Source organism: Microbacterium azadirachtae (assembly GCF_000956545.1).
GTDB lineage: Bacteria > Actinomycetota > Actinomycetes > Actinomycetales > Microbacteriaceae > Microbacterium > Microbacterium azadirachtae.
This window is the reverse complement of sequence record NZ_JYIT01000085.1, coordinates 97,935-123,306: the sequence shown is the minus strand read 5'-3', so window position 1 is coordinate 123,306 and position 25,372 is coordinate 97,935. Positions and strand designations below refer to the sequence as shown.

At 71.4% G+C, this 25,372-nt stretch carries 22 protein-coding genes; all 22 read right to left on the bottom strand.

Annotated elements, in window-relative coordinates:
- Positions 1–39: 39 nt before the first annotated feature.
- The 22 genes from RL72_RS16670 to mltG all read right to left on the bottom strand — a co-directional run bounded on the left by RL72_RS16670 (position 40) and on the right by mltG (position 25,371).
- Positions 40–2,040, bottom strand: a complete 2,001-nt coding sequence (locus RL72_RS16670) for a primosomal protein N' family DNA-binding protein (protein ID WP_045251999.1) — start codon at positions 2,038–2,040, stop codon at positions 40–42.
- A gap of 29 nt (positions 2,041–2,069) precedes the next feature.
- Entirely contained in the window at positions 2,070–3,263 is a 1,194-nt protein-coding gene (gene metK / locus RL72_RS16665) for a methionine adenosyltransferase (protein ID WP_045251998.1), read from the bottom strand.
- A 146-nt stretch (positions 3,264–3,409) separates the two neighbouring features.
- On the bottom strand, positions 3,410–3,664 hold the full coding sequence (gene rpoZ / locus RL72_RS16660) for a DNA-directed RNA polymerase subunit omega (protein WP_045251997.1): 255 nt from the start codon (positions 3,662–3,664) through the stop codon (positions 3,410–3,412).
- An 80-nt stretch (positions 3,665–3,744) separates the two neighbouring features.
- Positions 3,745–4,659: a guanylate kinase gene (gene gmk, locus RL72_RS16655; protein WP_045251996.1), complete on the bottom strand. Its 915-nt coding sequence runs from the start codon at positions 4,657–4,659 to the stop codon at positions 3,745–3,747.
- Positions 4,652–5,524 carry an orotidine-5'-phosphate decarboxylase gene (gene pyrF / locus RL72_RS16650; protein ID WP_045251995.1) on the bottom strand — a complete coding sequence of 291 codons (873 nt, stop codon included), beginning with the start codon at positions 5,522–5,524 and terminating at the stop codon, positions 4,652–4,654. Before pyrF ends, gmk begins: the two co-directional genes overlap by 8 nt.
- Entirely contained in the window at positions 5,521–8,808 is a 3,288-nt protein-coding gene (carB, locus tag RL72_RS16645) for a carbamoyl-phosphate synthase large subunit (protein ID WP_045251994.1), read from the bottom strand. The genes pyrF and carB overlap by 4 nt, the downstream gene beginning before the upstream one ends.
- Positions 8,808–9,980, bottom strand: a complete 1,173-nt coding sequence (gene carA / locus RL72_RS16640) for a glutamine-hydrolyzing carbamoyl-phosphate synthase small subunit (RefSeq protein ID WP_045251993.1) — start codon at positions 9,978–9,980, stop codon at positions 8,808–8,810. The genes carB and carA overlap by 1 nt, the downstream gene beginning before the upstream one ends.
- Entirely contained in the window at positions 9,977–10,498 is a 522-nt protein-coding gene (locus tag RL72_RS16635; RefSeq protein ID WP_045251992.1) for a PH-like domain-containing protein, read from the bottom strand. The genes carA and RL72_RS16635 overlap by 4 nt, the downstream gene beginning before the upstream one ends.
- Positions 10,495–11,802 carry a dihydroorotase gene (locus RL72_RS16630; RefSeq protein WP_045251991.1) on the bottom strand — a complete coding sequence of 436 codons (1,308 nt, stop codon included), beginning with the start codon at positions 11,800–11,802 and terminating at the stop codon, positions 10,495–10,497. The genes RL72_RS16635 and RL72_RS16630 overlap by 4 nt, the downstream gene beginning before the upstream one ends.
- On the bottom strand, positions 11,799–12,788 hold the full coding sequence (locus RL72_RS16625; RefSeq protein WP_045251990.1) for an aspartate carbamoyltransferase catalytic subunit: 990 nt from the start codon (positions 12,786–12,788) through the stop codon (positions 11,799–11,801). Before RL72_RS16625 ends, RL72_RS16630 begins: the two co-directional genes overlap by 4 nt.
- A complete protein-coding gene (gene pyrR / locus RL72_RS16620; protein WP_045251989.1) occupies positions 12,785–13,324 on the bottom strand; it encodes a bifunctional pyr operon transcriptional regulator/uracil phosphoribosyltransferase PyrR in 540 nt (179 codons plus the stop codon). The genes RL72_RS16625 and pyrR overlap by 4 nt, the downstream gene beginning before the upstream one ends.
- A gap of 117 nt (positions 13,325–13,441) precedes the next feature.
- Positions 13,442–15,031, bottom strand: a complete 1,590-nt coding sequence (locus RL72_RS16615) for a Rieske 2Fe-2S domain-containing protein (protein WP_045251988.1) — start codon at positions 15,029–15,031, stop codon at positions 13,442–13,444.
- Between the two features lie 101 nt (positions 15,032–15,132).
- Positions 15,133–18,099, bottom strand: coding sequence for a DEAD/DEAH box helicase (locus tag RL72_RS16610; RefSeq protein ID WP_248700506.1), 2,967 nt, complete (start codon positions 18,097–18,099; stop codon positions 15,133–15,135).
- Positions 18,100–18,205: 106 nt separating this feature from the next.
- A complete protein-coding gene (gene nusB, locus RL72_RS16605; RefSeq protein ID WP_045251986.1) occupies positions 18,206–18,616 on the bottom strand; it encodes a transcription antitermination factor NusB in 411 nt (136 codons plus the stop codon).
- A gap of 3 nt (positions 18,617–18,619) precedes the next feature.
- The gene (gene efp, locus RL72_RS16600) at positions 18,620–19,183 is read right to left on the bottom strand and encodes an elongation factor P (protein WP_045251985.1); all 564 of its coding nucleotides are present in this window, start codon (positions 19,181–19,183) and stop codon (positions 18,620–18,622) included.
- Positions 19,184–19,288: 105 nt separating this feature from the next.
- Positions 19,289–19,747: a type II 3-dehydroquinate dehydratase gene (gene aroQ, locus RL72_RS16595; protein ID WP_045251984.1), complete on the bottom strand. Its 459-nt coding sequence runs from the start codon at positions 19,745–19,747 to the stop codon at positions 19,289–19,291.
- Positions 19,748–19,759: 12 nt separating this feature from the next.
- Positions 19,760–20,275, bottom strand: a complete 516-nt coding sequence (locus RL72_RS16590) for a GNAT family N-acetyltransferase (RefSeq protein WP_045251983.1) — start codon at positions 20,273–20,275, stop codon at positions 19,760–19,762.
- Positions 20,272–21,396: a 3-dehydroquinate synthase gene (gene aroB / locus RL72_RS16585; RefSeq protein ID WP_045251982.1), complete on the bottom strand. Its 1,125-nt coding sequence runs from the start codon at positions 21,394–21,396 to the stop codon at positions 20,272–20,274. Before aroB ends, RL72_RS16590 begins: the two co-directional genes overlap by 4 nt.
- The gene (locus RL72_RS16580; RefSeq protein ID WP_045251981.1) at positions 21,393–21,920 is read right to left on the bottom strand and encodes a shikimate kinase; all 528 of its coding nucleotides are present in this window, start codon (positions 21,918–21,920) and stop codon (positions 21,393–21,395) included. Before RL72_RS16580 ends, aroB begins: the two co-directional genes overlap by 4 nt.
- The gene (gene aroC / locus RL72_RS16575; protein WP_045251980.1) at positions 21,907–23,136 is read right to left on the bottom strand and encodes a chorismate synthase; all 1,230 of its coding nucleotides are present in this window, start codon (positions 23,134–23,136) and stop codon (positions 21,907–21,909) included. Before aroC ends, RL72_RS16580 begins: the two co-directional genes overlap by 14 nt.
- A 56-nt stretch (positions 23,137–23,192) precedes the next feature.
- Positions 23,193–24,014 carry a shikimate dehydrogenase gene (locus RL72_RS16570; RefSeq protein WP_156156829.1) on the bottom strand — a complete coding sequence of 274 codons (822 nt, stop codon included), beginning with the start codon at positions 24,012–24,014 and terminating at the stop codon, positions 23,193–23,195.
- A 1-nt stretch (position 24,015) separates the two neighbouring features.
- Positions 24,016–25,371, bottom strand: coding sequence for an endolytic transglycosylase MltG (gene mltG, locus RL72_RS16565; protein ID WP_045251978.1), 1,356 nt, complete (start codon positions 25,369–25,371; stop codon positions 24,016–24,018).
- Position 25,372: the final 1 nt, after the last annotated feature.

The following is a 25,372-nucleotide window of genomic DNA, read 5'->3' as shown; positions in this document are numbered from 1 at the left end:
TTCGGAAGGGGGCGGCGGACGCTCGTGACGAGCGGCCGGTCAGAGGTCGGGTTCGATGACGTCGAGCCTCACCGAGAGCGTAGTCCGTACCGTGCGGCCGCGGCCCCGCCGGCGGCCCATGGCCTCGGCGACCACCGCGGCGCGAAGGGTCGAGGCGACGCGGGTGCCCTCGGCGTACGGGAAGCGCACGAGCGCGCGCTCGCGCTCATCGGGGTCGCCGTCGATCGGCACGGGGCCGAGCACGGCATCCGGCGGCAGGTGCAGCGCGGCCAGGTCATCGAGGGCGCGTCGGACACCCGCTCCGGTGCCCTCCAGCTGCGCCACGCGCACCGTCGGCGGCATCCGCAGCGGCGCGCGCTCGGCGAGCTCGCTGCGCGCATAGGAGGCGTGCGACCAGGTGGCCAGGGCGCGGGCGACGGCGCCGTCGACGCCGACGAGGTGCACGGGCGCGCCCGGCGCGGCCAGCGCCGCGGCGTTGGACCACCAGCGCAGGCACGACTCGCCGATCCGCAGCTCCGGCGCCTGCAGCATCCGGGATCCGTCGAGCAGCACCACGGCGCGGTAGCCCCCGATCGCCAGGGGCTCGGCCCCGCGCGTGGCGACCACGAGCGCGGGCTTCGCATCCACCCGCTCCACCGGGTGCGCGCCGTCCGCGACGATCACCCGGATGCCCGGGAACGCACGGCCCAGCTCCTCCGCCGTCCGCTCGCTGCCCGAGGCCGCCAAGCGCACCTTCTCACTCCCGCAGGCGCTGCACGACCACGCTCGGGCCCCCCGCCCGCACCAGGCGCAGACGGGAGTCGCACCGCGATGGGCGGCACCGAGCGGTCCGCCGCAGGACCGGCACCGGGCGGGTGCGCGGCACGACGCGCACACGAGCGTCGGGGAGAATCCCGGCCGCGCCACCTGCAGCAGCACCGGACCGGTGGCCGCGGCCTCCCGTGCCGTGAGGAATGCGCGGGAGGGGAGCCGCTGTCCGCGCCGATCGAGATCCTCGGTCGAATCGAGCACGACGCGCGGGAGCAGCCGGCGCTCCGCGGCGATCGCCCCGCACCAGCCGCTCTCCACGAGCCTTTCGACGTCGGTCGTCCGGGTGTGGCCGGCGAAGAGGAGGGCGGAACCCTCCTGCTCCTGACGGAGGAGGGCGACATCGCGGGCGTGCACGCCCGGCGCGAGCGGCTCCGCGAGGAGGCTGTCGCCGTCGTCCCACAGCGCGACGAGTCCCGCCCGCACCGGGGCGTAGGCGGCGGAGCGGTTGCCGATCACGATGCACGGGGCATCCTCGAGGGTGCGCAGATAGGCGCGGTAGCGGTCGGGACCGCTCTGGCGGGAGTCCAGGCGGGCGATCGGCGCGTCCGGAGCCAGCGCCTGCAGGGCGGAGATCAGCAGGTCGAGATCCCGGTAGTCCGGCACGACGAGGATCGAGGACTCCCCTGCCTCGAGCGTGTGCGCCGCCGCGGCGGCAAGCAGCCGGGTCCACTCCGGAAGGTCGTCGGGGGCGAGTCGCGGGACGGCCTCGACGGCTGCGCGCCCCTTCTCGGCGATCACCTCCGTCAGGCCCGCGTACTGGGCGAGCGTCGCCGCGACCTGAGACGCAGCTGTGGAATCCTCCGCGGCCGACGCGGGCTGCGCCCCGTCCTCCGCCCGAGACCGCGCGCCCTCGGGGTTCTCCGCGCCTGCCGCGAGCCAGGCCTTCTCGACCCTCACCTGGCGCTTGGGGACGATCAGCCGCAGCACGTCGGACGCGCCGCCCGCGGCCCGATCGGCCACCCGTCGGGCGAGGGCGTGCAGGCGTTCCGGAAGCACCTGTGCGCGGGAGACGACGGCGTCGAGCTCCGCAAGGGTGCGGGCGTCGTCCTCCTCGACCGCGATCTCGACGACGAAGGCGTCCACGACGCGCCCCGCCGAACGCAGCGGCACGCGGACGCGCACGCCGGGAAGGGCGTCGCCGGTCAGCTCCTCGGGGATCGCGTAGTCGAAGAGTCGATCCAGCTGCGGGACCGGCGAGTCGAGCAGCACGCGAGCGATCGGCCGGGGCACGAGCGGGTCCTGCCGTTCCGCGAGCGGGTTCAGAGGCCGGCGGCCCGGCGCAGGTCCTCCGCGCGGGTCGTCTGCTCCCAGGTGAACTCCGGCAGCTCGCGTCCGAAGTGCCCGTAGGCGGCGGTGGCCGCGTAGATCGGGCGCAGCAGATCGAGCTCCTCGATGATCGCCTGCGGCCGCAGGTCGAACACCTCGCGGATGGCCCGGGTGATGGTCTCGTCGTCGACGGCGCCCGTGCCGAACGTCTCCACGTACAGGCCCACGGGCTGCGCGACGCCGATCGCGTAGGCGACCTGCACCTCGAGACGCTCCGCGAGTCCCGCGGCGACCGCGTTCTTGGCCACCCACCGCATCGCGTACGCGCCCGAGCGGTCGACCTTCGAGGGATCCTTGCCGCTGAAGGCACCGCCGCCGTGGCGCGCCGCGCCGCCGTAGGTGTCGATGATGATCTTCCGGCCGGTGAGGCCGGCGTCGCCCTTCGGGCCGCCCGTCACGAACGGTCCCGCGGGGTTGATGTAGTCCTTGACGCCGTCGAGGTCGAGCCCCGTCGTCTCCAGCACCGGGGCGATGACGTGCTCGCGCACGAGCGCACGCAGCTCCTCCTGGGAGATGTCGGGGTTGTGCTGCGTGGACAGCACGATCGCATCGACGGTCTTCGGCGTGAAGCCGTCGTACCCCAGGGTGACCTGCGTCTTGCCGTCGGGACGCAGGAACGGGAGCGTGCCGTCGCGACGCACCTGGGTGAGCCTCTCCGCGAGCCGGTGCGCGGTCCAGGCAGCCATCGGCATGAGCTGAGGCGTCTCGGTCGTCGCGAAACCGAACATGATGCCCTGGTCGCCGGCGCCGAGCAGGTCGCGCGGGTCGCGGGATCCGCCCTCGCGGTGCTCCTGCGCCTGGTCGACGCCGCTCGCGATGTCGGCGGACTGCTCCCCCACCGAGACGCTCACGCCGCAGGACGAGCCGTCGAATCCCGTGTCGCTGGAGGTGTAGCCGATCCCGTTCACCACTTCGCGGACGATGGTGGGGATGTCGACGTAGCCCGAGGTGCGGATCTCCCCGGCGACGTGCACGAGGCCGGTCGTCACCAGCGTCTCGACCGCGACCCGCGCACCGGTGTCCACCGTGAGCAGCCCGTCGAGGATCGAATCGGAGATCTGGTCGCAGATCTTGTCCGGGTGTCCTTCGGTGACGGACTCGGAGGTGAACAGACGCAGCGCGCTCATCGGTGCTCCCTAGGTGTGCGGGGCGGGTGGCGGGGCGGGATCGTGTCCGGGTGCGGACTGGACCGCCCGATCCCAGTATGGACGGAGCCGCCGACATCCTCGGACCGGATGACGGCGGCTCCCTGTCTGAAACCGACGGAGTCAGCTCACTCCGCGTGGCGGATGCGGAGCTTGTCCTCGTTGATCTCGTGCAGCGCGATGGTCAGGGGCTTGTCCTCGACCGAGGAGTCGACCAGCGGACCCACGTTGTCGAACAGGTTGCCCTCGTGCAGGTCGGAGTAGTAGTCGTTGATCTGGCGCGCGCGCTTGGCCGCGTAGATCACGAGCTCGTACTTCGACTCGACGCGCTCGAGAAGGTTGTCGATGGGCGGGTCGATGATGCCCTGGTTGTTTCCGGCCATGGTGGACCTCCTGTGTCTGGCGACGGTGCGTCGCGGAGAAGAATGCGGGCGCGCTGGTCCTTCGACGAGCCCAAGGACTGTCAGCGCGCGGAGTCTGCCGTCAATTCTACGACCTCGCGGGCGGCCGTGGCGACGTCCTCGTTCACGACCCGGTGATCGAACTCGCTCTGCGAGGCCAGTTCGACCTTCGCAGTGCGCAGCCGGCGTGCCCGCTCCTCGGCGTCCTCGGTGCCGCGGCCGACGAGACGCTGCACGAGCTCGTCCCAGGACGGGGGCAGCAGGAAGACGAGATTCGCGGACGGGTCCGCGGCCCGCACCTGGCGTGCGCCCTGCAGGTCGATCTCGAGCAGCACCGTCTTGCCCTCGGCCAGCGCCGCCTCGATCGGCTTGCGCGGCGTGCCGTAGCGGAACTTGTTGTGCACCGTCGCGTACTCGAGCAGTTCGCCCTCGGCGATCATGCGGTCGAACTCGGCGTCGTCGACGAAGAAGTAGTGGACCCCGTCCTGCTCTCCGGGGCGCGGCGCGCGCGTGGTCGCAGAGACGGAGAGGTGGATCTCGGGATGGTTCTCGCGGATGTGGGCGGCGACGGTGCCCTTGCCCACGGCGGTCGGCCCGGCCAGCACGAGCAGGCGGCTGCGCCCCTCCCGCGGCGAAGGCAGCGGGAAGCGCGTGTCCACCCAGGCCCGCAGCGCCTGCTGCTGTCGGGTGCCGAGGCCGCCGAGCCGCTTGACCGGGGAGATCTGCAGGTCGGCCAGGATCCGGTCCCGCTTGCCCGCGCCGATCGCGGGCAGCGCGGTCAGGAAGTCCGGCACGCGCAGGGATCCGGCGGTGGAATGCGGATCCGCCGCCGCGGCGGCCAGCACGTCCTGCGGCGCGATCACGCGCATGGTGAGATCCCGTTTCAGCGATGCCCGTGCCCGGCGGCGCTCGACCGCTCGACGAGCGGCGGCGACGCGATCGACCTCGGGCACCACGCGCCCTGCCGGTTCAGCCACCCATGACCTCCTGGTATCGCGCGGCGCGCTCTTCGATCGTCGCTGCGATCCGGTCCGGACCTGCGGACAGGATGCTCCGGCTTTCGGAAGCCAGGACGTTACCTGCCAGCGTACCGAATCTCGCGCGCAGATCCTCAGGCGTCGCCCCCTGCGCACCGAATCCCGGGGCGAGCAGGGGCATCGTGCGCAGGGTGTCGTCGTCGAGCGCGAACGCGGAGCGATCGATCGTCGCACCGACGACCAGCCCCACCGATCCGAGGGGCGCGACCGACGGGTCCAGGGCGCGGAGCGCCGTGCTCGACGGGTCGAGGGCGGTGACGTCGCGCGTGACGCGCAGGGCCACGGTCTCCCCCGGCGTGCCGGTGCGCGCCTGCTGCACCGAGGCTCCATCGGGGTTGCTGGTCGCGGCCAGGACGAACACGCCCTTGCCGGCCGGCAGCGCCTGCGTGATCGCCTCGGCCAGGGATCCGCCCCCGAGATAGGGGCTGATGGTCAGCGCGTCCGCCTCCAGCGGCGACCCCGGCTCCAGCCAGGCCTGAGCGTACCCGGCCATCGTGGTGCCGATGTCTCCGCGCTTGGCGTCCGCGATCGTCAGCAGCTCGGCGGAGCGGGCCGCCGCGAGGACGTCCTCCAGCGCGGCGAACCCGGCAGAGCCGAATCTCTCGAAGAAGGCCACCTGGGGCTTGACCGCCGCGACCCTGCCTGCCGCGGCGTCGACCACCGCGAGGCCGAAGGCGCGCACGCCTTCGGCGCTCTGCGGCAGCCCCCAGGAATCCAGGAGCGCCGCATGCGGATCGATCCCGACGCACAGCGGACCGTGTGCGTCGAGCGTCCCGCGCAGCCGGGAGCCGAAGCCGAAGTTCACGCCCGGGCCAGCCGGTCGAGGGCGTACTCCTGGAGGCTCCGCACGTCGAAGCCCTTGTCGGCCGCGTCCATGCCGCTCACCGCGGCACCGAGGGTGGCGATCGTCGTGAACAGCGCCTTGTCGGCCGCGACCGCCGCGGCGCGGATCTCGTAGCCGTCCGCACGCGCGGCACCGCCCGAGGGCGTGTTCACGATGATGTCGATCGCGCCCTGGTCGATGAGGTCGACGATGTTCGTCTCCCCCGAGCCCTGGGTCTCGCTGTACTTCTCCACCACGGTCACCGCGATGCCGTTGCGGGACAGGATCTCGGCCGTGCCCGCGGTGGCGACGATGGTGAACCCGAGCTGGTGCAGACGGTGCGCGGGCAGGATCACGGCGCGCTTGTCCGCATCGGCGACCGAGATGAACACCGTGCCGGACGTAGGCGTGCCGCCGTAGGCCGCGGCCTGGCTCTTGGCGAACGCGGTCGGGAAGTCCCTGTCGATCCCCATCACCTCACCGGTCGAGCGCATCTCCGGGCCGAGCACCGAGTCGACGATGCGGCCGTCGGCGGTGCGGAACCGCTTGAACGGCAGGACCGCCTCCTTCACCGAGACCGGGGAGCCCAGCGGCACGCGCGAGCCGTCGTTCGCGGGGAGGAGCCCCTCGTCCTTGAGCTGCGCGATCGTGGAGCCGGACAGGATGCGGCTCGCGGCCTTGGCGAGGGGGATCCCGAGCGCCTTGGACACGAACGGCACCGTGCGGCTCGCGCGCGGGTTCGCCTCGATGACGTAGAGCACGCCCGCGCTGATCGCGAACTGCACGTTCAGCAGGCCCCGCACGCCCACGCCCTCGGCGATCGCGAGGGTCGCCTCGCGCACCCGGTCGATGTCGGTGCGGCCGAGCGAGACCGGCGGCAGGGTGCAGCTCGAGTCGCCGGAGTGGATGCCGGCCTCCTCGAGGTGCTCCATGACGCCGCCGATGTACAGCTCGACGCCGTCGTACAGCGCGTCGACGTCGATCTCGATCGCGTCGTCGAGGAAGCGGTCCACGAGCAGGGGCTTGCCCTCCTCGATCACGACCTCCCCTGCCGTTCGCACGAAGTAGTCGCGCAGCGCCGGGGTGTCGTACACGATCTCCATGCCGCGGCCGCCGAGCACGAAGCTCGGGCGCACGAGCACCGGGTAGCCGATCTCCTCCGCCACCGCGACAGCGCCCTCGACGTCGATCGCGGTGCCGTTGCGGGGTGCGACCAGACCGGCGTCGTCGAGCAGTCGCGAGAACAGCTCGCGCTCCTCGGCGAGGTCGATCGCCTCGGGGCTGGTGCCGAGCACGGTGTAGCCCGCGGCCTCGATGCCCTTCGCCAGGCCCAGCGGCGTCTGGCCGCCCAGCTGGCAGACCACGCCGAGGATCTGGCCGGACTGCGCCTCGGCGTGCAGCACCTCGAGCACGTCCTCGAGCGTGAGGGGCTCGAAGTACAGCCGGTCCGACGTGTCGTAGTCGGTCGACACGGTCTCCGGGTTGCAGTTGACCATGACGGTCTCGAACCCGGCGTCGGAGAGCGCGAACGACGCGTGCACGCACGAGTAGTCGAACTCGACGCCCTGACCGATGCGGTTCGGGCCGGATCCGATGATGACGACCTTGGTGCGGTCGGAGGGCGTGACCTCCGTCTCGCTGTCGTAGCTGGAGTAGTGGTACGGCGTGAGCGCCGGGAACTCGCCGGCGCAGGTGTCCACCGTCTTGTACACCGGGCGGACGCCGAGCCCGTGCCGCACACCGCGGACCTCGGCCTCGGTGAGCCCGCGCAGCTGCGCGAACTGCACGTCCGAGAAGCCGTGGTCCTTGCCGAGGCGCAGGACGTCGGCGTCGAGCTCGGTCGCGGTGCGGATCTGCTCCGCGACCTCGTTGATGAGCACGATCTGGTCGATGAACCACGGGTCGATCGCGGTCGCCTCGAAGGCCTGCTCGACGGTGGCGCCCTTGCGCAGCGCCTGCTGCAGGACGACGATGCGGCCGTCCGTCGGCGTCTTCGAGATCTCGAGGAGCTCCTCGACCGAGCGGGGCTCGTCGCCCCAGTGGAACGAGGATCCGCGCTTCTCGAGCGAGCGCAGAGCCTTCTGCAGCGCGGTCGTGTAGTTGCGGCCGATCGCCATGGCCTCGCCCACCGACTTCATGGTCGTGGTGAGCGTGGCGTCGGCGGCGGGGAACTTCTCGAACGCGAACCGCGGGGCCTTCACGACCACGTAGTCCAGCGTCGGCTCGAAACTGGCCGGGGTGACGCCGGTGATGTCGTTCGGGATCTCGTCGAGGCGGTATCCGAGGGCGAGCTTGGCGGCGAGCTTGGCGATCGGGAAGCCCGTCGCCTTCGACGCCAGGGCCGAGGAGCGCGACACCCGCGGGTTCATCTCGATGACGATGACGCGCCCGTTCTCCGGGTTGACCGCGAACTGGATGTTGCAGCCGCCCGTGTCCACGCCCACGGCGCGGATGATGTCGATGCCGATGTCGCGGAGGTTCTGGTACTCGCGGTCGGTGAGCGTGAGCGCCGGGGCGACCGTGATGGAGTCGCCGGTGTGCACGCCGACCGGGTCGACGTTCTCGATCGAGCAGACCACGACGGTGTTGTCCGCCGTGTCGCGCATGAGCTCGAGCTCGTACTCCTTCCAGCCGAGGATCGACTCCTCCAGGAGCACCTCGGTGGTCGGCGAGTCGTGCAGGCCTGCTCCGCCGATGCGGCGCAGGTCCGCCTCGTCGAACGCGAAGCCGGATCCGAGTCCGCCCATCGTGAACGAGGGGCGGACGACCAGCGGGTAGCCGAGCTTCTCGGCGCCGGCGAGCAGCTCGTCCATCGTGTGGCAGATGACGGAGGCGGCGACGTCGGCCCCCGCGTCGAGGACGAGCTGCTTGAAGATCTGGCGGTCTTCGCCCTTCTGGATCGCGTCGACCTTCGCGCCGATCAGCTCGACGCCGTACTTCTCCAGGATCCCCCGCTCGTGCAGGGCCATCGCGGCGTTGAGAGCGGTCTGGCCGCCCAGGGTCGGCAGGATCGCGTCCGGCTTCTCCTTGGCGATGATCGTCTCGATGACCTCGGGAGTGATCGGCTCGATGTAGGTGGCGTCCGCGAAGTCGGGGTCGGTCATGATCGTGGCGGGGTTCGAGTTCACGAGGATGACGCGGACGCCCTCCTCGCGCAGCACGCGGCACGCCTGGGTGCCGGAGTAGTCGAACTCGCAGGCCTGACCGATCACGATCGGGCCGGATCCGATGACGAGGACGGAGTGGATGTCGTCGCGCTTGGGCATTACTTGCTGTCCTTCTTTGCGAGGTGGGCGACGACGACGTCGCGGAAACGGTCGAAGAGGTAGTTGGCGTCGTGCGGGCCGGCGGCGGCCTCGGGGTGGTACTGCACCGAGAAGGCCGGGATGTCGAGGGCGCGAAGCCCCTCGACCACCTGGTCGTTGAGGCCGACGTGGCTGACCTCGACCTTGCCGTAGCCGTGCGGGCTGTCGAAGGAGCCCTCGATGGGCGCCTCGACGGCGAAGCCGTGGTTGTGCGCCGTGATCTCGACGCGCCCCGTGGCCTTGTCGAGCACCGGCTGGTTGATGCCGCGGTGGCCGAACGTGAGCTTGTAGGTGCCGAGGCCGAGGGCGCGGCCGAACAGCTGGTTGCCGAAGCAGATCCCGAAGTACGGCAGACCCGCATCGAGGACCTCGCGGAGCACCGCGACCTGCGCGTCGGATGCGGACGGATCTCCGGGCCCGTTCGAATAGAACACGGCCACGGGCTCGATCGCGGCGATGTCGGCGAAGGTGGACGACTGCGGCAGCACGTGGACGTCGAACCCGCGCGCGGCGAGGTTGTCGAGCGTGGACTGCTTGACGCCGAGGTCGAGCACGGCGAGGTTGCCGATGCGCTCCCCCGTTGCCGGGGTGACCTCGGCGACGGAGACGGACACCTGCGCGGACAGGTTCTGCCCGGCCATCTCGGGCGCCTCCGTGACGCGGCGCAGCTGCTCGTCCGCATCCAGGGCCGCGTCCGCGCCGGAGAAGATGCCGCCGCGCATGGATCCCGCCGAGCGGATGTGCCGGGTGACGGCGCGGGTGTCGATGCCGCTGATGCCGACGATGCCGTCGCGGACCAGGGTGTCGTCCAGCGAGCTGTTCGCCCGCCAGTTCGACACGACCCGCGAGGGGTCTCGAACGATGTAGCCGGCGACCCAGATGCGGCGGGACTCGGGGTCCTCGTCGTTCATGCCCGTGTTGCCGATGTGCGGCGCGGTCTGCAGCACGATCTGTCCTGCGTAGGAGGGGTCCGTCAGGGTCTCCTGGTAGCCGGACATGCCCGTGGCGAAGACGACCTCGCCCAGGGTGGTGCCGCGGGCGCCGTACGCGCGCCCGACGTGGCGGGTGCCGTCCTCGAGGACGAGCACGGCGGCGTCCGCGGCGTGCCCGGACGATGCGATGGGGGTGGTCATGCGGTTTCTCCTGTCTCGGAGGCAGCGCACAGGCGCTGGAGGTCGGTGAGCGCGGCGCCTGCGGCATCGGTGCTGCCCAGGTCGCCGGTGATGCGGAGGTAGCTGTCGACGAGCGTTCCGTCGTCGGTGCGCCAGACGAGGCGGATGAGACCGCCCGGCTCGACGGCGCGGTCGATCGTGACCGTGGCCCGATCGACGCCGAGCAGACGCGAGGAGGCGAGGAACACGGTCGGCGAGCCGTCGAGGCTGAGGGCCGCGCCGCGATCGGTGATCGTGAGCTCGCCCCGCGCCCGGTACACGAGCGGACGGACGGCGAGGCGCTCGAGCGAGTGATCGTGCTTCGTCGTCGCGACGTACAGCGTCTCGTAGCGTGCGCGCACCTCGGCGTGCTCGGGGACGCCGAGCGGAGCCGTGAGCCCGGAGTCGCGTCGCAGCCGCGCGCGCCAGGCCCAGACGCCGGCGAGGATGAGCAGCACCGCGACGCCGAGCACCACGGCGCCGGCGATCTGCTGGCTCACGAGTGCGCTCCGAGGGTCGCGAGCACGCCGTCCTCGAGCGTCAGGTAGCCGCGATGCACGGTCCAGAGGACCTTGCCGGGCAGATCCCGTCCGAGATACGGCGAGTTCGTGCTCTGGCCGTGCAGATCCGCCTCGGCGAAGACGCCCTGGGCGGCGGCGTCGTAGAGCGTGAACTCGGCCGGCTGCCCGGCGGCGATCGGCGTGCCATGGCCGGTCAGCGAGCCGATCCGCGCGGGCGCGGCGCTCATGACGCGTGCGACGTCCTCCCAGCCCAGCAGCCCGGTCTGGACCATGGCCTGGTGCACCACGCGCAGGGCGGACTCCAGCCCGACCATGCCGTTCGCGGCCGCCTGCCACTCGCACGCCTTGGCTTCGCTCGGGTGCGGGGCGTGGTCGGTCGCGACGATGTCGATCGTGCCGTCGGCGAGTCCTTCACGCACGGCGAGGACGTCCTCCTGCGTCCGCAGCGGCGGGTTGACCTTGAACCGCGCGTCGTAGCCGCGAGCGAGCTCGTCGGTCAGCAGGAGGTGATGCGGGGTGACCTCGGCGGTCACGGCCACGCCCCGCTTCTTCGCCCAGCGGATCAGATCGACGGATCCGGCGGTGGACAGATGGCAGACGTGCAGGCGGGATCCGACGTGCTCGGCGAGCAGGATGTCGCGCGCGATGATCGACTCCTCGGCCACCGCGGGCCAGCCGGCGAGACCGAGCTCGGCCGACACGGCGCCCTCGTTGAGCTGGGCCCCCTCGGTCAGCCGCGGATCCTGCGCGTGCTGCGCGATGACGCCGTCGAACGCCTTCACGTACTCGAGCGCGCGGCGCATGATCAGCGGATCCCAGACGCAGAAGCCGTCGTCGCTGAACACGCGCACCTGAGCGCGAGAGGACGCCATCGCGCCGAGCTCGGCGAGGCGCTCGCCCTTCTGCCCGACGGTCACGGCGCCGATGGGCTGCACGGTGGCGTAGCCCGCCGCCTCTCCGAGCGCGAGCTCCTGCTCCACCACGCCGGCCGAGTCGGCGACCGGAGAGGTGTTCGGCATCGCGAAGACGGCCGTGAAGCCGCCGGCGGCGGCGGCGCGGGTGCCCGAGAGCACGGTCTCGCTGGCCTCATAGCCCGGCTCGCGGAGGTGCGTGTGCAGGTCGACGAGCCCCGGCAGGGCGACCAGTCCGTCGGCGTCGATCACGCGCGCACCGGCCGCCGAGAGGCCGGAGCCGAGCTCGGCGATCACGCCGTCCTTCACCAGGATGTCGGCGGACTCGGCTCCGAGAACGCTCGCGCCCCGGAACAGCAGGCTCTCGGTCATCGTTCTCCTCGATTCATCTCGTCGTCCTCGGTCCCCGAGCCCGCGGAAGGGGCTCCGGCCAGCAGCAGGTAGAGCGCAGCCATCCGCACCGAGACGCCGTTCGCGACCTGCTCGAGCACGGTCGAGCGCGCGGAGTCGGCGGCGTCGGAGGAGATCTCCAGTCCCCGGTTCATCGGACCGGGGTGCATGACGATCGTATCGTCGGGAAGGCGGCGCAGCCGCGCGGCGTCGAGGCCCCAGCGACGCGCGTACTCGCGCTCGGAGGGGAAGAACGCCGCGTGCATGCGCTCGAGCTGGATGCGCAGCATCATCACCGCGTCCGGCTCCTCCGCCAGCGCCGCATCGAGGTCGTACAGCACCCGGGCGGGCCAGGCCGTGACGTCCTGCGGGATGAGCGTCGGCGGCGTGACCAGGGTGACGGCGGCGCCGAGCGCCGAGAGCAGCCACACGTTCGAGCGCGCCACGCGGGAGTGCAGCACGTCGCCGACGATGACGACGCGCACCCCGGCGAGGTCGCGTCCGCGGCTGTCGGCGCCGAACCGGCGCTTGCGGATCGTGTAGGCGTCGAGCAGGGCCTGGGTGGGGTGCTCGTGCGTGCCGTCGCCGGCGTTCACGACGCCCGCGGAGATCCATCCGCTCGTGGCCAGCGTGCGCGGGGCCCCCGACGCCGGATGGCGCACGACGACGGCGTCGGCGCCGATCGCCTCCAGGGTCTGCGCCGTGTCCTTCAGGCTCTCGCCCTTGGAGACGCTCGAGCCCTTCGCCGCGAAGTTGATCACGTCGGCGGAGAGCCGCTTCGCGGCTGCCTCGAAAGAGATGCGCGTGCGGGTGGAGTCCTCGAAGAACAGGTTCACGACGGTCTTGCCGCGCAGGGTCGGGAGCTTCTTGACCTCACGGGACTGGGTGTCCGCCATGTCCTCGGCGATGTCGAGGATCCGCAGCGCGTCCGCGCGGGAGAGCGTGCGGGTGTCGAGCAGGTGTCTCATTCCTCGCCCCCCTCGATCGAGACGAACTCCTCGCCGTCGTCCTCGCGCAGGCGCACGTTCACGCGCTCGGCGCGGGAGGACGGGATGTTCTTGCCCACGAAGTCGGGGCGGATCGGCAGCTCGCGGTGCCCGCGGTCGACCAGGATCGCGAGGCGCACCACGGACGGCCGGCCGATGGACTGCAGCGCGTCGAGGGCGGAGCGGATGCTGCGGCCGGAGAACAGCACGTCGTCGACGAGGACGACCGTCTTGCCGTCGATGCCGCCCGCCGGGATGTCGGTGCGATGCGGCGACCGCGTCGGGTGCTTGGCGAGATCGTCGCGGAACAGCGTGACGTCGAGAGCCCCGACGGGCACCGCGGTCTGCGCGATCTCGGTGATGAGCAGTGCGAGGCGCTCGGCGAGCGGGACCCCGCGGGTCGGGATGCCCAGGAGGACGAGGTCCTCGGCGCCTCGATTGGACTCGAGGATCTCATGGGCGATGCGCGTCAAGGCGCGCCTGATGTCGGCTTCCTGCAGCACGATGCGTGCGCTCATCCACCGGCTCCCTTCTCCGCCTCACGGGACGGTGTTAAAGGTTGCTTCTGATCTGCGGCTCCAGTCTACCGGAGCCGCTCACCCGCCGACGACGGCGGCCATGCCCTTGGGCGGAGGTCAGCCCGCGGACTGCAGGGCCTCGCGCGCGGCGCGACCCGTCTCGATGATCCGCGAGGCGCGGATCGGGTGCCCGCTCGTCGACAGACAGCGGCCGGTCTTCAGGTCCCACTTCCAGTCGTGCATGCTGCAGGTGAGCACGCCGTCCTCGTCCACGGACCCGGTGCGGGTCAGGTCGGCGCGCAGGTGCGGGCAGCGGCGCTGCACGACCCAGTCGCCGATCTCGGCGTCCTCGGTCTGATCGGTCTGCTCCTGGTACCAGTTCTCGACGTACTCGATGCGATCGACCGAGAGGCACTTCAGGAAGGTCGTGAGGAACTCGTTGAACTTGCCGCTGCGCCCCACCGAGAACTGCATCGACAGGAAGATCGAGTTCGACCAGTCGATCTCATGGTCGGCGATGTTCGTGGAGACGAGGTCGGCCGGGATCGTGTACCAGTAGATGCACTCCTCCCCCGCGTACTCGCGCACCTTCGCCTTGGGGAAGTCGACCACCATGTCGAGCTCGCCGATGCGGAAGCGCACATTGCCGCCGACGCCGAGCCGGATCGTGCGCGACTTCTTCAGCAGCGGCTCCCACCACGCCTTGATCGCCGCGAGCATCTCGTCCGGGGGCAGGATCGGGGCGCGGCGGGACTCCTCGTCGCGGAGCTCCTCCTGACGGCTCGCCCGCTGCTCCTCGAGGTAGTCCCACTTCTCGTCGAAGATGTGCCGCAGCTCCTCCTCGGAGTAGAGCGTCTGCTCGACGGAGGCGAGCGCCCGGTTCTCGAGGGTCACGACCGTGCCCGGCACGAACAGGTGCCCGTCGTACTGCGGGGCCAGTTCGTCCATGTGCGCGAGGAACTGCTTCTGGTCCGTGAAGATCGACTCGCCGTTGCGACCGGTGCCGTTGAAGTCGAACAGGTCGTCGCGGAGGAACATCGGCGGGCCGGCCATCGGGAACACGTGCGGCGCGTCGACCTTCTCGATGTAGTACATCGCGCGCTTGTTCTGCGCTTCGCGCTTGAGGCGCGCGAAGTTCTGCTTGGCATCCAGCGGGAGGTCGTAGACCATCGGCCACCAGATCGCGCCGGAGACCTGCGTGAAGTACGCGTCCGGACGGCCGAACGTGAGGAGCTTCTCGAGGTCGAGCGGGTGCGAGTCGTTCTGGTTCAGGACGGATCCGGTGCCGTCGTCGACGCTGAGCGACGAGTCGCCGATCGGACCGTCGCTGGGCGCGCGCAGCGGCGTGATCATGATCTTCAGCTCGCCGCGCTCGATGACCTCGCCGGCGGGTGCGTAGGTGATGTTGTCGTAGCCGAGGGCGCGGAGGTCCTGCTCGAGGTCGTCGGTCGGATACTCCGGCAGGAGCACCTCGATGTCCTTGCGGATGTAGCGGTCGAGCAGGCGCGGATCGAAGTGGTCGCGGTGCCGGTGCGAGACGTAGAGGAAGTCCGCCTCGCGGCCGAAGCGCTCCCAGTCGAGCCCGCGGTTGTCGGGGAACGGGAACCAGGATCCGAAGAAGGACGGGCCGAGCACGGGGTCGCAGATGATGTTCCCGCCGGTCGTCTCGATGAACATTCCGGCGTGTCCGAGTCCCGTGATCCGCATGCTTCTCCTCCTGTGTGGACCTGTCGATCCTACCGGGGCGACGCTCGCCCGGCCTGGAGACGGCCCGTGCATAATCAGGATCCGGCCCCGTGCCGCCGCGCTCAGCTCAGCAGCTCCCGGATGTCGTCGGCCGTGAGGGTCTGCGCGAAGAGGTCCTCGTCGTCGAGGACCGCGGAGAACAGCCGCGCCTTGCGCTGCTGCAGGGCGAGCACCTTCTCCTCGATCGTGCCGACTGCGATCATGCGGTAGACGAACACCGGATTCTCCTGGCCGATGCGGTGCGCGCGGTCGGCGGCCTGCGCCTCCGCGGCCGGATTCCACCAGGGGTCGAGCAGGAAGACGTAGTCGGCCTCGGTGAGCGTGAGCCCGGTCCCGCCGGCTTTGAGGCTCAGCAGGAACGCATCCTGATCCCCCTCGCGGAACTCCTGCACCACGCGGTCCCTGTCGCGCGTCGAGCCGTCGAGGTACGAGACCCGCAGCCCGGCGCGGCGGAGCCGGTCGGCCGCGAGCGTGAGGAACGAGGTGAACTGGCTGAACACGAGCGCCCGATGGCCCTCGGCACGCAGCTCGAGCAGACGTTCGGCGAGCTCCTCGAGCTTGCGCGAGGCGATGCCCGCGTCGTCCTCGTCGATGAGACCGGGCGCGAGGCTCAGCATCCGCAGCATCGTGAGCGAGCGGAAGACGATGAAGCGCTGCCGGTCGAGGTCGGGCAGCAGGCCGAGGATCTTCTGCCGCTCGCGCTGCAGCACGGTGTCGTAGCGATGACGATGGGCGGGCGCGAGCTCGACGCTGAGCACCTGCTCCTGCCGCTCGGGCAGATCGGGCGCGACGAGGTCCTTGGTGCGGCGGATCAGGTAAGGGCGGATCCTGCGGCGGAGCAGCTCGATGCGCGACCGCCGGAAGGGCGCGCCCTCCGCGTTCTCCGGCACCTTGCCCTGCTCGATCGGCTGGATGAAGTCCTCGCGGAACTTCCGCGCCGAGGCGAACAGTCCCGGTGCAGTGAGGCTCAGGATGGCCCAGAGCTCGTCCAGGCCGTTCTCCAGGGGCGTCCCCGTCGCCGCGTACACGGCACGGGCGTCGAGTGCGGCCACGGCCTGGTGCTGCTTCGTGGCGGGGTTCTTCACGTGCTGCGCCTCGTCGAGCACCACGCCCGCCCAGGGCAGGCGGGCGAACTCCTCCGCGTCCAGGCGGAGCAGCGTGTAGGACGTGATGACGAGGTCGGCGCCCTCGACGTGCGCGGCCAGGGCCACGCCGTGCGCATCGCGGGTGCGGTCGACCACCGCCACCTTCATGCCGGGGGCGAACCGCTCCGCCTCGCGCCGCCACACGTCCAGGACGGAGGTCGGCGCCACGACAAGCCACGGGACGTCGCCGTGGTCGGAGTCGCCGGTCGCCGGCGCCGTCTCCCGCGCGTGCGCGATCAGTGCGAGCAGCTGCAGGGTCTTGCCCAGGCCCATGTCGTCGGCGAGGACGCCGCCGAGGCGATGCCGCCACAGACGCGCCAGCCGGGTGAATCCCTCCCGCTGATAGGGCCGGAGCTCCGCGATGATGCCGGCCGGCACGGCGATGCGGTCGTCGCCCGGATCCGCCCGGAGATCCTCCACAGCGGCACGCCAGGCCTGCGCGGTGACGGTCTCGTCGGCGAGGTCCTCGAAGTCCTCCCAGAGGGCGAGCTGGGTGCGTGCAATCCGCGGACCGGCCTCCCACTCCGCCAGCTCCGCGGCCTCATCGAGGAGCTCCCTGAGGCGGTCGAACGCCGGATGACGCAGCGAGAACCACGTGTTGTCGACGAGCTTGAGCTTGCCCTGGCGCAGCGCGAGCGCGCGGAACAGCGGCTCGAACGGGATGTTGCGCCCGTCGATCCGCACGACGATGCCGAGGTCGAACCAGTCCGGGTCCGTGCTCTCCACGACGTTGACCGTGATCGCCGGATCGCCGGTGAGCTCGGGATAGGCCCGGGGCGCTCCGGTGCGCTCCACCACGATTCCGTGCTCCTCGAGAGCGGGGGCGAGGACCGCGACGAACTCGGCCGCGTCGGCGTCGCGGAGGGTGCCACCGAGCGTGAAGGGCAGTCCGGTGACTTCCGCCCAGGCGGCGATGACGGACGGCCGGCGCTCGGCCTCCGCGTCCGCGTCTCGGATCGCGGATCCGGTCGCCTGCTCGTCGAGCGGAAACCGACGGTAGCCGGGATAGTCCCAGCACAGCTCATAGGCCACGACATCGGCGGGCCGGAAGTCGATCACGAGGGTCGCCACGGGCCGCGGCGGCTCGGGCAGCGACACTCCGGAGCCGGCGCGGATGTCCGCCGCCCGCCGCAGCACGGGATAGGCCTCCCGGAAGAACACGGCCCTGTCCACCGGCGCCACCGAGAGCCCCTCGGGTGAGGACAGCAGCGCGCGGACGCCGTCCGACAGCGGCGCCGGCGCGAGCACGAGCTCGATGTCCGCGCCGATGACGCGGCGCGCGTACACGCCGCCCGATCCGATCGGCGTGACGGTGGCACCGTCGAGCGCCTCGCCGTCCTCCGTCACGGAGGCCGTGACGCTCAGGCCGCCGCCCCGTGTTCCGGCGAGCCCGACGATCACCCGCACCCGGTCGGACCACCGGAGCCGCGTGCCCCGTTCGGTGGCGACGACGGCGATGCCCGCCTCCGTCGCCGAGGCGAGGTGCGGCCAGAGCAGCGGGGACGCCACCGGATCCAGCAGCAGCCAATCCCCCGCTGTCCCGGACAGCAACGAGTCACGGGAGATGCTCAGCAGATCGGCGAACCACCGCGAGTGCGCCTCTCGGAAGCGGGTGCCTGGTCGCCGCACGGCGTCCCAGTCGGCGTCGGACTGCACCCAGGAGTCACCGGTGTCGTTGCGGCGCAGCGGCCGCGCGGCGAGGAACAGCTCGCCCGGATCCTTCACGAGATCGCGGGCGGTCGCGGTGCGCAGCGGCCGCGCGCCCCAGTGCCGCGCGTCGGCGCGGTCACGACGCCGCAGCTCCAGCCCGAGGGCGAGCGGGGTGCCGGCCGCACGGGCGGGCGGCAGCAGGACGCGCCAGTCGTCGGCTTCGGATGCGGTCATGATCATCCATCCTCCCCCGAGCCGCGGACACCCGCCGCCCGACGACGAGGGGCGCCCCTGGCCGAGCCATGCTCGGGCGGGGGCGCCCCTCGGAGAGCCGAACGGGTCAGGCCGAGCGCGCGACCCGGGCCAGCACGCCGTGCACGAAAGCTCCGGACTCGTCGGTCGAGAACTCCTTCGCCAGCTCGACGGCCTCGTCGATCGCGACCGCGGTGGGCACCTCGTCGTTGTGCAGGATCTCCCACACGCCGATGCGCAGCAGCGCCCGGTCGACGGCGGGCATCCGGTCGAGCTTCCAGTCACGGCTGTGCGTGGTGATCTGCTCGTCGATCTCGTCGCGGTGGTCGATGATCCCGTCCACGATCTCGCGCCCGTACAGCCAGGACGCCTCGCGCGCGGGCTCCGCGGCGGCGCGCTTGGCCTCGGCGGCGAGCGTCACCGCGAGGTCGTCACCGCGCACGTCGGCGGAGAAGAGGATGTCGAGGGCGCGCTTGCGCGCCTTGGTCCGGGCGCCCACGCGTCAGTCGTTGATGCGGCCGAGGTAGCCGCCGGTGCGCGTGTCGACCTTGACCTTGGTGCCGGTCTCCAGGAACAGCGGAACCTGGATCTCGTAGCCGGTCTCGAGCGTGGCGGGCTTGGTGCCGGCCGACGAGCGGTCGCCCTGCAGGCCGGGCTCGGTGTAGGTGACCTCGAGCACGACGGACGCCGGGAGCTCGATGTAGAGCGGGTTGCCGTTGTTCAGCGCGATCTGGACGGACTGGTTCTCCAGCATGAAGTTCTTCGCGTCGCCGACGGTGGCCGCGGGGACGTTGATCTGGTCGTAGTCCTCCTGGTCCATGAAGACGAAGTTGTCGCCGTCGGTGTACAGGTAGGTGAAGTCGCGGCGGTCGACGTTCTCGATGTCGACCTTGGCGCCCGCGTTGTACGTGCGGTCGACGACCTTGCCGCTGACGACGTTCTTCAGCTTGGTGCGGACGAACGCGCCGCCCTTGCCGGGCTTGACGTGCTGGAACTCGATGACGTTCCAGAGCTGGCCGTCGATGGAGAGGACGACGCCGTTCTTGATGTCTGCAGTGGATGCCATGGGTCTGAGAAGTCCGTTCCTGAAGTCTGCGCGGTCGATCGACCGACGTCCCATCCTACGCGATGCCCGCCGGACGACCGGTGGGAGCGACGGGTCGGGCTCGGCTCAGCCGTCGGCCTGGCCCGTGATCACTCGGATCAGGCGGCGCGTCGCCGTGGCGTAGCCCTGCACGCCCTCCCCGACGACGTGCACGGCGGCCACGTCGGTGAGGTACGAGTGGTGCCGGAACTCCTCGCGCGCGTACACGTCCGAGATGTGCACCTCGGCGAACGGCAGTGCGACACCGGTGAGGGCGTCGCGCAGCGCGACGGACGTGTGCGTGTAGGCGCCGGCGTTGATCACGATTCCCGCGCAGTCCGCTCGTGCGTCGTGGATCGCGTCCAGCAGCACGCCCTCGTGGTTGCTCTGCACCGCACGGACCTCGAACCCGTAGGCGGCGGCCGCCTCGGCCGTGATCCGCTCGACGTCGGCGAGCGTCGCGGATCCGTAGATCCCCGGCTCGCGCGTGCCGAGGAGGTTCAGGTTGGGCCCGTTGACGAGCAGGAGTCGGCGTGGCGTGGTCACGTGCTCACGGTATCAGCGCGCGACGGGGACGAGCGGGCGCATCATGACGTACTCCTGCCCGTTCTCGAGCTCGGTGATCTCGCCCGTCCGGGTGAACCCGCAGCGCTCGTACGCCGCCTGGGCGCGGTGGTTGTCGACGTGCACCTCCAGGATCAGCTCGGTGAAGCCGCCCTCGGTCGCCCAGGCCGCGCACTCGTCGAGCAGCGCCTCGACCGCGCCGGCACCCCGGTGCCCCTCGGCCACGTACACGCCGACGACGAGCGCGGATGCGGCCGCATCCCGGTCCCCGATCACGGTCGCGGAGCCGAACCACTCGCCGTCCTCCGCGACCGCGACGAACTGCCCGTTCGGGCCGCCCTGTGCCGCCTGGGCCGCGCGATGCCGCCAGAACGCGTCCGGCTGCGCCGAGGCGCTCTCGAACGTGTCGAGGAAGGCCAGCGCCGCCACCGGATCCCGCAGGGAGCGCAGGCGCAGATCGCGCACCCGCCCCCACTCACCGGCCTGCACGCGGCGCACCGTGAAGGTCATTCGGCGACCTCCTGATAGGCGGCGAACAGCAGCGACTCGTCGGGCGCCTGCAGGACCGTGGGCTTGGCGATGCCGTCGAGCACGATGAAGCGCAGCATGCCGCCGCGGCTCTTCTTGTCGCGCTGCATCGTGGACAGGAGCGTCGGCCAGGCGCCGCCTCGGTACGACGTCGGCAGACCCAGCGACTCCAGCACCGCGCGGTGCCGATTGGCGTCGTCGTCGGACAGGCGGCCCGCCAGGCGCGAGAGCTCGGCCGCGAACAGCATGCCCACCGAGATCGCCGCGCCGTGCCGCCAGCGGTACCGCTCCGCGTGCTCGATGGCGTGCCCCAGGGTGTGCCCGTAGTTGAGGATCTCGCGCTGTCCGGCCTCGCGGAAGTCGTCGGACACCACGGTCGCCTTCATGCCGATCGCGAGCTCGACGGCGCGACGGAACTCCGGAGTGAGCGGATCCACGGCGCGGGCCGGATCGGCTTCGACGATGTCGAGGATCTCCGGCGCCCAGATGAAGCCGGCCTTGACCACCTCGGCGAAGCCCGCGGTCGCCTCATTGGGGCTCAGGCTGGAGAGCTCGTCGAGATCTCCGATCACGGCCTGCGGGGCCCAGAACGCGCCGACGAGGTTCTTGCCCTCGTTGGTGTTGATGCCGGTCTTGCCGCCGACGGCCGCGTCGACGAGGCCGAGCACCGTGGTGGGCACCTGCACCACCTGGACGCCGCGCAGCCACGTCGCCGCGACGAAGCCGGCGAGATCCGTGACGGCCCCGCCGCCGTAGCCCACGACCGCATCCGTGCGGGTGAAGTCGGCCTGGCCCATGATCTGCCAGAGGAACTGGGCGACCTCGATGCGCTTGCCCTGCTCGGCGTCCGGGATCTCGGCCAGCAGCACCTCGCGCGGACCGTGGGCGGTGTCCCCGAGGAGGCGGTCGCGCAGCTCGGCCGCGCGGTCGGCGAGCGTCGGCGGGTGCACGACAAGGACCTTGCGCACCGAGGGGGCGAGCGCCGCCGACACCCGATCGAGGATGCCGCGACCGATCGTGATGTCGTACGGGGTGCTTCCCGTGACCGCGATCGTCGTGACGGCGTCCTCCGCCGTCGCCGCCTCGTTCTGCTCGGCGCTCATGCTCGTCCTCTCATCCATTCCACCACCTGGTCCGCGACCCGTGACATCGGCACCCGCGAGGTGTCGAAGCGCGCGTCCGCGACCTCTTCGTACAGCGCCCGCCGCTCGGCGAAGATGCGCTTCCAGCGCTGCAGCGGATCCTCCTCGCCGTGCAGCAGCGGGCGGTCCGTGCCGGCGATCCGCTCCGTGACGGCCTCCGCCGAGACGATCAGCATCACGACGGGGACCGTGCGCAGCAGCTGCCGCGTCGCCTCGTCCAGCACGGCCCCCCCGCCGAGCGAGATCACGCCGCCGCCGGCGACCGCCTCGGCGACCGACTGCCGCTCCCACTCACGGAACCGCGCCTCGCCGTGCTCGGCGAAGATCGCCGCGATCGGCCCGTGCTCCCTCGCGATCGCCTTGTCGGTGTCGACGAAGCGCAGTCCCGTGGAGCGGGCGACCCGGCGACCGATGCTGGTCTTGCCCGCGCCCATCGGGCCCACGAGCACCAGGGTCTCGGGCGCCGCGGATTCAGCCGAGCTCATCGTGCAGGATCAGCGCCGCCTCGGAGGCAGGCGTGGTGCGCAGCTCCTCCGGGATCGCGGCGACGTACGCCTCGAGGTTGCGCCGGGTCTCGGCGACGTTGTCGCCGCCGAACTTCTCCAGCACCGAGTTCGCCAGCTCGATCGCGACCATGGCCTCGGCCACGACACCCGCCGCGGGCACGGCGCACACGTCGGAGCGCTGGTGGTGGGCGGTGGCCTGCTCCCCCGACGACACGTCGACGGTGCGCAGGGCGTGCGGGACCGTCGCGATCGGCTTCATGCCGGCGCGTACGCGCAGCACGGTGCCGGTCGACATGCCGCCCTCGGCGCCTCCTGCGCGGTCGGAGCCGCGCGCGATGCCGTCGCCGGTCGCGAAGAGCTCATCGTGCGCCGCGGATCCCCGTCGGCGGGTCGTCTCGAAGCCGTCGCCGACCTCGACGCCCTTGATCGCCTGGATGCCCATGAGCGCGTACGCGAGGCGTGCGTCGAGCCGGCGGTCCCAGTGCACGTGCGAGCCGAGCCCCGGCGGCAGGCCGTAGGCGAGAACCTCGACGATGCCGCCGAGCGTGTCGCCGTCCTTGCGGGCGGCGTCGACTTCGGCGACCATGCGCGCGGAGGTGGCCGGGTCGAAGCAGCGCAGCGGATCCGCGTCCAGCGCGTCCACGTCGTCCGGGGTCGGCAGCGCCGTCCCCTCCGGGACCTGGATCGGGCCGATCGAGAGCGTGTGGCTGACCAGCCGGATGCCCAGCTCGCCGAGGAAGGCGCGCGCCACGGCGCCGAGGGCCACCCTGGCCGCCGTCTCGCGGGCACTCGCGCGCTCGAGGATCGGGCGCGCCTCGTCGAACCCGTACTTCTGCATTCCGACGAGGTCGGCGTGGCCCGGGCGCGGGCGGGTCAGCGCGGCGCTGCGACCGCGCGACTTCTCGGTCAGCTCGACCGGGTCCGCGCTCATCACCTCGACCCACTTCGGCCACTCGGTGTTGCCGATCCTCATCGCGATGGGGCTGCCCAGGGAGAATCCGTGACGGACGCCCCCGGAGATCGTGAGCTCGTCCTGCTCGAACTTCATCCGGGATCCACGTCCATAGCCGAGCTTGCGGCGCTGCAGATCGGACTGGATCGCCTCGCGGGACAGGGGCACGCCTGCGGGCAGGCCCTCCATGACGGCAATGAGTTCGGGGCCGTGCGATTCGCCGGCCGTGAGCACGCGGAGCATTCCCCTAGTCTCCCATGCGTTCGGCGCCCGCCCGCCCGGATGACTCCCGCAGCGCGTCAGCCCAGCGCCGCCCGCATGGCATCGAGCACGGCGGGTTCGTCCCGCAGCGGCACATCGGGCGTCCCGTGCAGGAAGATCCGGATCTGGGCGACCGCCTGGTGCAGCAGCATCTCGAGCCCGGTCAGCACCGGGGCGTCCGTCCAGGCCTGCGCGAGCGGCGTCGGCCACGGCGCGTACGCCGCGGAGAACAGCGCGCCGCCCGCCGGCACGAGCGCGGCGACGGTCGTCTCGTCCAGGAGCGCATCACCGGGCAGCGTCGACACGGTCAGATCCACCGCGGCGGCGACCCCCTCGTCCAGGGCGTGCGCCTGCACGTGCAGTCCGAGCCGCTCGCCGAAGCCGGCGAGCTCCTGCGCCTGTGCGATCCGGCGTGTGCGGAGCTCGACGTCGGTGACGCCCAGGCGCAGCAGCGAGACCAGGGCCGAGCGCGCGGTCGCACCGCCGCCGAGGACCCTGGCCGTGCGGCTCGCGCCGAGCCCCCCGGCCTGGAGCGCCTCGGTCAGCCCGCGGACGTCCGTGTTGAAGCCGCGGATCCGCTCGCCGAGCAGCAGCGTGTTCACCGCTCCGGTGAGTCGTGCGTCGTCGTCGAGCTCCTCCGAGCGGGCGAAGGCGCGCTCCTTGAGCGGCATCGTCAGGGACAGTCCGCGCCACGCGGAATCGAGGCCGTCGAGCGCGTCATCGAAGCCCGCGACGTCGACACGGCGCCGACCGTACTCCCAGTCGAGCCCGAGCACCCGGTATGCGGCGCCGTGCAGATCGGGCGACCGGCTGTGGTCGATCGGGTCGCCCCACACCGCCAGCCGCGAGGATCCGCTCACGTCAGCAGCCCGAATCCGGGTTCGCCTTGCACCAGTCCTGCCACTGCTTGACGGCGGCCTCGTGCTCCGCGTACGTGGTGGAGAACACGGTCTCGCCCGTGTCCAGGTTCACGGTCACGAAGTACAGCCAGGGCCCGTCCGCCGGGTGCATCGCCGCGTCGATCGCCTTGTCGCCGGGGTTCGAGATCGGCGTCTTCGGGAGGCCGTCGATGACGTACGTGTTCCACGGGTTGTCGTCGTTCTGGGCGGCGTCCGACGTACTCGCGGAGCCGCTGTGCAGCTCGCCGTAGCCGTACTGCGCGGTCGAGTCCATCTGGAGCTTCATGCCCTGGGCCACACGGTTCTGGATCACTCGCGAGACCTTGTAGAAGTCGGCCTCGGCGCGCGCCTCACGCTGGATGATCGAGGCGATCGTGAGGACGCGCTGCTCGTCGGCTGCCGGCACGGACGCCGCCGCGAGCGAGTCCCTGGTGCGCTTGACCATGGTCGAGACGATGTCCTTCGCCGTGGCCCCGGGACCGAACTCGTAGAGCGCCGGGAACAGCCAGCCCTCGAGCGAGGGGGCGTTCACGCCGTAGTCGGCGGGCGTCTGGACCGCGGCCTGGAGGTCTGCCAGCGGCACGTCCACGCTCTTCGAGATCCGTTCGATGGTCTCGGCCACCGTGTACCCCTCGGGGATCACGGCCGAGTTCTGCATCTTGTTCTTCGGGTCGTTCAGCGCCTTGAGCGCATCGGCCGCCGTCATCTTCTGCTTCAGCTTGTAGACGCCCGGGTAGAACGTGTTGACGATGTTCTCCTTCACCATCATGGTGTAGAACACGTCGGAGGTCTTGGTGACGCCGGCACGGTAGAGCGCCTCGGACACCTGCTGCCCGCCGTCGCCCTTGTTGATCGTGACGAGCGCGTTGCCCGTCGCCTGGCCCGCCTCGTAGTCCTTGGACGGCCCCCAGCCCAGGGTGTCGCTGATCTTGTCGCCGTAGGTGTTCCACACCCACAGGCCGCCCGCAGCGACGCCGCCCACGAGCACGAACACGATGAGGAGCGCGATCAGGCAGCCTCGACGGCGCTTCCGCTTCGGCACCGCGGCCGGCTCCGCCTCATGATGGAACAGCGCCTCAAGGGTCGCATGGACGCCGTGATGCCCGTCCCCCTCGACGGACGCCGTGGATTCCTCGGCCTGCACCGGCGCGGCGGTGCCCGCCGCGGCTGCCGCGCGCGCGGCGCGACGCGATCCGGGGGCGGCGGGCTGTTCCACCGGGCGGGGAGTCTGCACCTGAGGATCCGGCAAGGCGCCGAACAGGTCGTGCAGCTCCGGCTCCCGCTCGGGCGTGGCGGCCGATTCCGATCGGTCGGACATG